Here is an 8,952-nt window from a genome sequence, read left to right on the forward strand (position 1 = left end):
GCGGCTGTCTCGCGCCCCGATCGACTGGCGGAAGGTTCGCGTGACGCTGGTCGATGAACGTCAGGTGCCGGAGACCAGCGACCGCTCCAATGCCAGGCTCGTGCGCCAGCACCTGTTGCGCCACGAGGCCGCGGCGGCCACATTCATTCCCTTGTACGACAATCCGGATGCCACGAAACTTCCGGCCTTCGACGTTGTCATCCTCGGCATGGGCAGCGATGGCCACACGGCCTCTTTCTTTCCCGGCGGCGACAGGCTTCAGGAGGCCATTGATCCGGGCGGCCGCGAGCGCCTGATCAGCATCACGGCGCCTGGTGCGGGCGAACCCCGCCTGACGTTCACGCTGCCTGCGCTCCTCGCCGCCGGGACCATCAGCCTCCACATCGAGGGAGCGCAGAAGCGAGAGGTTCTGAAGCGCGCACTCGAAGCTGGTCCGCAGGCAGAAATGCCCGTAAGAGCAGTGTTGCGCAGCCCGAAGCCCATGACGCTCTACTGGTGCCCGTGAAGGAAGAGGTGAAGCCATGCCCGTGACAGAAACCATTTCCGCCGTCACCGAGAAGATCGTCCAGCGCAGCAGGGCATCGCGGCGGCGCTATCTCGACAAGATTGATGCCGCCATCGCCACCACGCCCAAGCGCAAGAGCCTGGGCTGCGCCAACATCGCCCATGGCTTCGCAGCCTGCGGCGCTCACGACAAGGACGCACTGCGCAACGGCAATGCTCCTAATCTGGCGATCGTCACCGCCTATAACGATATGCTCTCGGCGCACCAGCCATTCGAGACCTATCCCGACACAATCCGCGCCGCGGCCCGCGCCGCCGGCGGTACCGCCCAGGTGGCGGGCGGCGTGCCAGCCATGTGCGACGGCGTGACACAGGGCGAGACCGGCATGGAACTATCGCTGTTCTCGCGAGACGTGATCGCGCTGTCCACCGCCGTGGCGCTGTCGCATCAGATGTTCGATGCCGCAGTCTATCTTGGCGTCTGCGACAAGATCGTGCCCGGTCTGATCATCGGTGCGTTGTCGTTTGGCCATCTGCCTGCGGTGTTCATTCCGGCCGGACCGATGACCAGCGGCCTCAACAACGACGAGAAGGGCAAGATCCGCCAGCTCTATGCGGAAGGCAAGATCGGAAGGGCGGAGCTGCTCGATGCCGAGGCACGCTCCTACCATGGCCCCGGCACCTGCACCTTCTACGGCACAGCCAATTCCAACCAGATGCTGATGGAGATCATGGGCCTGCATCTGCCGGGCTCGACCTTCGTCAATCCCGGCACGCCACTGCGCGAGGCAATCACCCGCGAGTCGGCGAAGCGGGCGCTGGCCATCACCGCGCTCGGCAATAATTACCTGCCGATCGGCCGCATCTACGACGAGAAGGCGGTGGTGAACGGTGTGGTCGGCCTGCTCGCCACCGGCGGCTCCACCAACCACACCATGCACCTGATCGCCATGGCTGCGGCGGCCGGCATCGCGCTGACCTGGGACGATCTGTCGGCACTCTCAAAGGCCGTTCCCTTGCTGGCTCGCGTCTACCCGAATGGCAAGGCGGACGTGAACCACTTCAACGCGGCGGGCGGCATGGGCTTCCTGATCCGCGAATTACTGGGCGCAGGGCTGCTGCATGAGGACGTCTCCACCATCATGGGCACCGGACTGTCCGGCTACACGAAGGAAGTCCGTCTTGATGATGGTGGCGAACTTGTATTTGCCGATGCCGCCAAGATCTCGCATGACGAGAACGTTCTGCGCGGCTGCGCGAAGCCGTTCCAGCCCACCGGCGGCCTGAATGTGCTGACCGGCAACCTCGGACTTTCGGTGATCAAGACCTCGTCCATTCCAGCCGACCGCCATGTGATCGAAGCGCCCGCAAAAGTGTTTCATTCGCAGGAAGAGTTGCAAGCGGCCTTCAAGGCAGGCACCCTCAACCAGGATGTGGTGGCCGTGGTCCGCTTTCAGGGCCCCAAGGCCAATGGCATGCCGGAACTGCACCGGCTGACGCCACCGCTTGCGGTGCTGCAGGACAAAGGCTTCCGCGTGGCGCTGGTCACCGACGGGCGAATGTCGGGCGCATCCGGCAAGGTGCCTGCGGCCATCCACGTGACACCTGAGGCTGCCGATGGCGGCGCCATCGCCCGCATCCGGGATGGCGACATGATCAGGCTCGATGCCGAACAGGGTACTCTCGACGTGCTGGCCGATCTTTCGGCGCGCGATGCCGTGAAAGCCGACCTGTCAGCCAACCGAAGCGGAACCGGGCGCGAGTTGTTCGAAGCCTTTCGCGCCATTGCCGGCGGGGCAGACCGCGGCGCATCGATTTTTGGGAGCATCTGATGAGCAAGACCTATCAGAAAGGCCTGGCAGAGGCATTGCGCCTGGCGCCAGTGGTGCCAGTCATGGTGATCGAGCGGGTGGAGGACGCCGTGCCCCTGGCGCGCGCGCTGGTCAAGGGCGGGCTTCCGGTGCTTGAGATCACGCTGCGGACGGCCACAGCGATGGAGTCGATCCGCGCCATCATCGCCGAGGTGGAAGGCGCTATCGTTGGCTCCGGCACGGTGCTCACGCCGGAACAGCTGCGCGACAGCCACAAGCTCGGCTGCAAGTTCGCCGTCTCTCCGGGAGCAACCGGCAGACTGCTCGGCGCTGCCGAAGATTACGAGATCGACTTCCTGCCGGGCGGCGTGACCGCTTCGGAAGCCATGGCGCTTCTGGAATGGGGCTATGCGATCCAAAAGTTCTTTCCAGCCGAGCCGGCCGGAGGAGCAGCCTACCTCTCCGCACTCGCTTCGCCGCTGCCGCAGGTGAGCTTCTGTCCCACCGGCGGCATCACGCCGGAGAAGGCGCCTGCCTATCTGAAGCTACCGAACGTAATCACCGTCGGCGGCTCGTGGATGGCGCCGAAGACGCTGGTCGAGGCGAAGGACTGGGCAGCAATCGAAAAGCTTGCGGCCGACGCGTCCAGGCTCAGGAAGGGCTAGCGCCTGCCGTCTTTGAGCGCGTCAACATAGCGCGCAATGGCCACTGCCGTGGGCGAGAACAGCTGGCGATAGAACAGCAGGGCGGTAACAGCCAGCGTGGCGACGATCGCCGCATACGGGCCTGCGAACAGGAACAGGGCCGCGATGGCGTAGTAGAAACCGCGGATGCCGTTGTTGATCGAACGCACAGCCTCGGTCAGGACCGTCGCCGCCTGCTCGCCCATGATACGGGATTGCTCGGTTTCGGCAGGTGTCGCCTGCAGCCCGCCCAGCATCGCGAAGGTGTAGGCCATCTTGCGCAGCGCATAGGTGAAGCTAAAAAAGCACAAGACCATGATCAGGGTGAGCAGGCCGAAATAGAGCGTGAAGAGCTCGAGCGACATGCTCTTGTCGACGAATTTCAGCCCGCGGGTCAGCAGGAAGACGTTGTTGACGTTGGCCAGCGCACCGACAAGTCCCGCGAGCACCAGCAGCGTGCCGGATCCAAAGTAGGACACCGAATTGGAGATGTGGCCCAGAAGGATGGCATCGAACACGCGGTGCTCACGGTCGATGTCCTGATGCATCTCCAGCCAGCGGAGCCGCACAACATGAAGCTGGGAATTGAGAGATCCACGCCCAATGAGCCGCAGGATTGGTGTATAGAGCCCCCAGAGCGCAAAAATCAGCGCGACCGCAATGACGTGCGGCAGGGCAAAATCCGTCGGCAGGTAGAACAGAATCTCGCTCATTGGGCCTTGTGCATTTCCTTGATCTCGGCGGTGCGGATGTCTGGCGCACGCTCCAGAGTATAGTTCAGGCTGAAAGGTGACTGCGCCATGAACACGGGATCGCCGTCGAGATCATGGGCGATGGAGAAGCGGTTGGCGGCTATGAACTCGTCGAGTTTCTTGCGGTCATCGGAGGAGATCCAGCGCATCACCTCGTAGCGGGCGGGTTCGAAGGAAACCGGCACGCCATATTCGTTGGCCAGACGGTCCGCCAGCACATCAAGCTGCAACGCACCCACCACGCCCACGATTGCTGGTGAACCATCAACCGGAATGAACAGCTGGACGACACCCTCCTCAGCGAGCTGCTGCAGGGCCTCGCGCAGCTTCTTGGCCTTCATCGGATCACCAAGCTTCACGCGGCGCAGGATCTCGGGTGCAAAGCTGGGAACGCCAGTGAAGACGATGTCCTCGCCCTCGGTCAAGGTATCGCCAATACGCAGCAGACCATGATTGGGAATGCCCACCACATCGCCTGCATAGGCCTCGTCCGCGATCGAGCGGTCCTGAGCGAAGAAGAACTGAGGTGCGTTGAGCGCCACGGTTTTGCCGGTGCGCACCAGCTTGACCTTCATGCCGCGCGTGAGCTTGCCGGAGGCCAGCCGCATGAAGGCGATGCGGTCGCGGTGGTTGGGGTCCATGTTGGCCTGGATCTTGAAGACGATGCCGGTCATCTTCGGCTCGGTGGCGTGAACAAGACGCGCAGAAGCCGCCTGGTCGCGCGGTGGCGGTGCATAGGCAATGAGCGCCTCGAGCAGGTCGCGCACGCCGAAGTTCTTCAATGCCGAGCCGAAATAGACAGGCGAGAGATGGCCTTCGAGGAAGGCCTTGCGGTCAAAGGCATGACAGAGATCCTGGACAAGCTCAATCTCATCTCGCCATTTGGCAAGCGCCGCACCTGATAACAAAGTGGCGATCAGCGAGTCGTCTGGGCCGGACACGGCAACGCCCTCGGGGTCCTGTTCGAGGCGACGCACGCGCGGGCTGCCGAGATCATAGGTTCCGGCGAAATCCTTGCCCTGCCCGATCGGCCAGACCATCGGCGCCACGGTGAGCGCCAGGCCCTTTTCAATTTCATCCAGCAGATCCAGAGGATCACGCGATTCACGATCCATCTTGTTGACGAAGGTGATGATGGGGATATCGCGCAGACGGCAGATTTCGAACAGCTTGCGGGTGCGCGCCTCGATGCCCTTGGCGGCGTCGATCACCATCACCGCAGCATCGACCGCGGTCAAGGTGCGGTAGGTGTCCTCAGAGAAGTCTTCGTGGCCTGGCGTATCGAGCAGGTTGAACACGGTGCCGCGGTATTCGAAGGTCATCACCGAGGTGACGACAGAGATGCCGCGGGCGCGCTCGATCGCCATCCAGTCCGACCGCGTGCGGCGGCGGTCTCCCTTGGCGCGGACCTGGCCCGCAAGCTGAATCGCGCCGCCGAACAGCAGAAGCTTTTCGGTCAGCGTCGTCTTGCCGGCGTCGGGGTGGGAAATGATCGCGAAGGTGCGCCGGCGCGCCACTTCCTGGGCAAGCGGATTGGTCACGGTTGAAAGCAGCCTTTCGGGGTGGTGGGGGCTTCCTAAACGGCTTTGGCGGCAGGGTAAAGCTTTCGCTGTTGCCCAAAACCGGCCGCCGTGGCACTGGAGGCGCCGAGGTGGCATGAGATGAGCAGGCTGGCACTGGTCGGCGATATTGGCGGAACCAACTCCCGGTTCGGGCTTGCCGAGCCGGGCAGTAGCCGGGTCAGCGAAATTGCCGTGCAGAAGAACGACCAGTTCCGGTCGCTCGAGGAATCGATCGCCGCCTATCTGCACGCCAGGGGCCTGAGCGGGCTTGCCGCCGCGGCAATCGCTGTTGCCGGGCCAATCGAGGGTGAGACGGTGGCGCTCACCAACCGCGACTGGCGCTTCACCCGGCAGTCGCTGATGGCCGCGGCCAGGGCACGCGAGATCCGCCTGCTCAATGATTTTGAGGCGCTGGCCCTGTCGTTGCCGCATCTGGGCGAGGACGATGTCGTGCAGATCGGCGGCTCACGTCCTGACAAGCCGGCGCTCAAGGTCGTGTTGGGACCGGGGACCGGGCTTGGGATGGCAGCCCTGGCGCCGCTGCCCGAGGGCGGCTGGCTGGCGCTTGCCTGTGAGGGCGGGCATGTCACTCTTCCGGTTCTGACCCAGGCCGAGTTTGATTGGCGCGAGAAGATGAGCAAGCCCGGCGTTCCCTTCGAGGCCGAGGACGCGATCACCGGCGGCGGCTTGCTGCACATGTACCAGGTTGTGGCGCAGCAGCCGCGCCTGAACACCCCTGAAGAGGTGCTTCAGGCTGCACTTGCAGGAACCGACGAGGCCGCTGTCAGGACACTCGACCAGTTCGTCATCTGGCTCGCCCGCGTTGCCAGCGATGCCGCGATGGCGCTGCAGGCCAAGGGTGGTGTCTATCTGGCTGGCGGCATGGTGCCGTCGATCCTTGGCACGCTTCAGAGCGGGCGGTTCCGCGAGGTATTCGAGCAGCGGGGCAAGATCGGCTATGTAATACGGCCAATTCCCGTCTACGCAGTTGTGGGCGAGTTTCCTGCACTGCGCGGCTGTGCCGCCGCAATCGCGGCGATGCGACTATGAGGTGAGACACATGCGAAGCGATCACGACGTGCTTCTCGTCATCGACGTGCAGAACGATTTCTGCCCCGGCGGCAATCTGGCGGTGCCGGGCGGCGATGAGGTGGTGCCGGTCATCAACCGGCTGGCGCCGGAGTTCCACCACGTGGTTCTGACCCAGGACTGGCATCCGGCGGAACATTCCTCCTTCGCCTCGCGCCATCACCAGAAATCGCCGTTCGACACGGTCGACATGCATTACGGACCGCAGACTCTGTGGCCCGACCACTGCATCCAGGACACCCATGGTGCAGCTTTCCACCGCGATCTCGACATTCCCCAGGCCCAGCTCATCATCCGCAAGGGCTTCCGGCACGGCATCGACAGCTATTCGGCATTCTTCGAGAATGACCGCACCACCCCCACCGGGCTCGGCGGCTATCTGCGCGAGCGCGGCATCCGCAAGGTGGTCTGTGTTGGGCTCGCCTTTGATTATTGCGTGCGCTTCTCGGCGGAGGATGCGCGGCGGCTGGGCTTCGAGACCGAGGTGATCACGGCAGCCTGCCGGGCCATCGACCTCGGCGGAACCGCGGATGCGGCGCGGCGGAGCTTCGCTGAACATGGGGTCGCACTGACCTGAAACGCCGCTGTCATGCGAAAAGCGCAAGGGAGAGGCCCCGTCTTGCTGTTTCCAAGCGTGGTGCGGGCGGGCTAACTGCCGCCCCATGAACCCACGCATCACCGGCATAGCACTGATGACTGCCTCGATGGCCGTCTTCACCAGCCTCGACACCGCTGCCAAACACGTGACCCACGACCTGCCGCCGGTGGTCGCCGTATTCGGACGTTATGCGGTGGCCTTTCTCATTTCCGCAGCCGTTCTGATGCGCGCCGGAGGCCCGGCGCTGCTGATCACACGTCATCCGGGGCTGCAGATTTTTCGTGGCGTGCTTCTGATGGTGTCAACCATCCTCAATTTCGTGGCCATGATGCACCTGCAACTCGCCCAGACCTCGGCGATCTTCTTCACCATTCCGTTGTGGGTGTGTGCGCTTTCTGTCCCGATCCTTGGAGAGCAGGTAGGCTGGCGGCGCTGGGCGGCGGTCGTCGCTGGGTTCCTGGGGGTGCTGGTGATCATGCGGCCAGGCAGCGACAGTTTCCACTGGGCAATGCTGCTGTCGATCGCCTCGTCCTTTTGCGGCGCCGTCTACAACATCGCCACCCGCAAGGTCGGCGGCCATGACCGCACGGAGACCTCGCTGTTCTATGTCAGTTTCGTGGGCGCGCTCGCGGCGGCAGCACCCTTGCCTCTGTTCTGGCAGATGCCGGTGGGCGTGCAGTGGCTGCTGCTCGGATTCATGGGTGTTGCCGGTGCTCTTGGCCATCTGATGCTGATCCAGGCGCACCGTCTGGCGCCGGCAAGCGCACTCGCGCCATTTCTCTACACCCAGATCGTCTGGATGATCGCGGCAGGCTACATCTTCTTCGGCGACATTCCCGACATCTGGACTTTGGCCGGCGCCGCCATGGTGGTGGTCAGCGGCCTTGTGGTGTTTGCCCGCGAAGCGGCAGGCGGCAGGCTGCGCGAGGTGCCTGCCGCTACCGACTGAGCGCGGTCAGGCCAAGGTATAGGCCGTCTTGATTGCAGTGAAGAATTCAACCGCGTGGCGGCCCTGCTCGCGCGCGCCGTAGCTCGAGCCTTTGCGGCCGCCAAACGGCACATGATAATCCACGCCGGCTGTTGGCAGGTTGACCATCACCATGCCCGCAGCAGACTTCTTGCGAAAGTCGGTCGCGTGCTTGAGCGAGCCAGTGAAGATGCCAGAAGACAGGCCGAAGCTGGTGTCATTGGCGACGCTCAGCGCCTCGTCATAGCTGTTGACCTTGATCACCGCGGCCACCGGCCCGAACACTTCCTCCCGGTTGATGCGCATGGCATTGGTGGTGCCCACGAACAGCGCCGGGCTCAGGTAGTGGCCCTTGGTGTCGCGGTTGAGGCGCTCGCCGCCCCAGGCCAGCTCGCCGCCATCCTCGCGCGCGACCTGGATGTAGCGTTCATCCTGGGCCATCTGGCTCTCGTCGACCACGGGGCCTATCACCGTGCCATCCTTCAGCGCATGGTCGACCTTGAGCTTCTTCATGCCCTCGACCATGCGCTCGACGAAGGCATCGTGGATGCCGGCCTGCACGATGAGCCGCGAAGAGGCGGTGCAGCGCTGGCCGGTCTGGTAGAAGGCGCCATCCAAGGCAGCGGCAACCGCAAGATCGAGATTTGCATCGTCGAGCACCACCAGCGGATTCTTGCCACCCATCTCAAGCTGAAACTTGGCGCCGCGCGCCGCGCAGGCCATGGCCACCCTCGAGCCGGTCTCGACCGAGCCCGTGAAGGAGATGGCATTGACATCGCGCGACTCGAGCATGGTCTGGCCGACGACCGTTCCACGGCCCATCACAAGATTGAACACGCCCTTGGGCAGGCCGGCGCGCGAGATGATTTCGGCCAGCGCCCAGGCCGAGCCCGGCACGAGATCGGCGGGCTTGAACACCACACCGTTGCCAAAGGCCAGTGCCGGCGCAATCTTCCAGGCCGGGATGGCAACCGGGAAATTCCAAG

Annotated in this window: 9 protein-coding genes; 6 read left to right on the forward strand and 3 right to left on the reverse strand. The window is 63.9% G+C overall.

Going from position 1 to position 8,952, the window contains the following annotated elements; genetic code table 11:
* From ACILRN_RS13645 to eda, 3 genes are all read left to right on the forward strand, one after another.
* Nucleotides 1-505: 6-phosphogluconolactonase (locus ACILRN_RS13645; RefSeq protein ID WP_395689159.1), on the forward strand; the 505-nt coding region annotated here is incomplete at its 5' end.
* Nucleotides 506-521: 16 nt separating this feature from the next.
* Nucleotides 522-2,336, forward strand: coding sequence for a phosphogluconate dehydratase (gene edd / locus ACILRN_RS13650; RefSeq protein ID WP_395689161.1), 1,815 nt, complete (start codon nucleotides 522-524; stop codon nucleotides 2,334-2,336).
* The gene (gene eda / locus ACILRN_RS13655; protein ID WP_395689163.1) at nucleotides 2,336-2,980 is read left to right on the forward strand and encodes a bifunctional 4-hydroxy-2-oxoglutarate aldolase/2-dehydro-3-deoxy-phosphogluconate aldolase; all 645 of its coding nucleotides are present in this window, start codon (nucleotides 2,336-2,338) and stop codon (nucleotides 2,978-2,980) included. Before edd ends, eda begins: the two co-directional genes overlap by 1 nt.
* Here eda and ACILRN_RS13660 read toward each other — a convergent pair.
* Both ACILRN_RS13660 and ACILRN_RS13665 read right to left on the reverse strand, forming a co-directional pair.
* Entirely contained in the window at nucleotides 2,977-3,711 is a 735-nt protein-coding gene (locus ACILRN_RS13660; protein WP_395689165.1) for a DUF599 domain-containing protein, read from the reverse strand. The genes eda and ACILRN_RS13660 overlap by 4 nt on opposite strands.
* Nucleotides 3,708-5,408: a peptide chain release factor 3 gene (locus ACILRN_RS13665; RefSeq protein ID WP_395689167.1), complete on the reverse strand. Its 1,701-nt coding sequence runs from the start codon at nucleotides 5,406-5,408 to the stop codon at nucleotides 3,708-3,710. The genes ACILRN_RS13660 and ACILRN_RS13665 overlap by 4 nt, the downstream gene beginning before the upstream one ends.
* 3 nt (nucleotides 5,409-5,411) lie before the next feature.
* On the opposite strand from ACILRN_RS13665, the gene ACILRN_RS13670 reads away from it, so the two are divergent.
* The 3 genes from ACILRN_RS13670 (at nucleotide 5,412) to ACILRN_RS13680 (ending at nucleotide 7,948) form a co-directional block, all read left to right on the forward strand.
* Nucleotides 5,412-6,362: a glucokinase gene (locus tag ACILRN_RS13670; protein ID WP_395689169.1), complete on the forward strand. Its 951-nt coding sequence runs from the start codon at nucleotides 5,412-5,414 to the stop codon at nucleotides 6,360-6,362.
* 10 nt (nucleotides 6,363-6,372) lie between these two features.
* Nucleotides 6,373-6,978, forward strand: a complete 606-nt coding sequence (pncA, locus tag ACILRN_RS13675; RefSeq protein WP_395689171.1) for a bifunctional nicotinamidase/pyrazinamidase — start codon at nucleotides 6,373-6,375, stop codon at nucleotides 6,976-6,978.
* A gap of 85 nt (nucleotides 6,979-7,063) precedes the next feature.
* Nucleotides 7,064-7,948 (forward strand): DMT family transporter, encoded by an 885-nt coding sequence (locus ACILRN_RS13680; RefSeq protein WP_395689173.1) that lies wholly within the window; start codon nucleotides 7,064-7,066, stop codon nucleotides 7,946-7,948.
* 6 nt (nucleotides 7,949-7,954) lie between these two features.
* Here ACILRN_RS13680 and ACILRN_RS13685 read toward each other — a convergent pair.
* The coding region (locus ACILRN_RS13685; RefSeq protein ID WP_395689174.1) for an aldehyde dehydrogenase family protein at nucleotides 7,955-8,952 on the reverse strand (998 nt) is incomplete at its 5' end.

This window comes from Aestuariivirga sp. (genome assembly GCF_044238155.1).
Classification (GTDB): Bacteria; Pseudomonadota; Alphaproteobacteria; order Rhizobiales; family Aestuariivirgaceae; genus Aestuariivirga.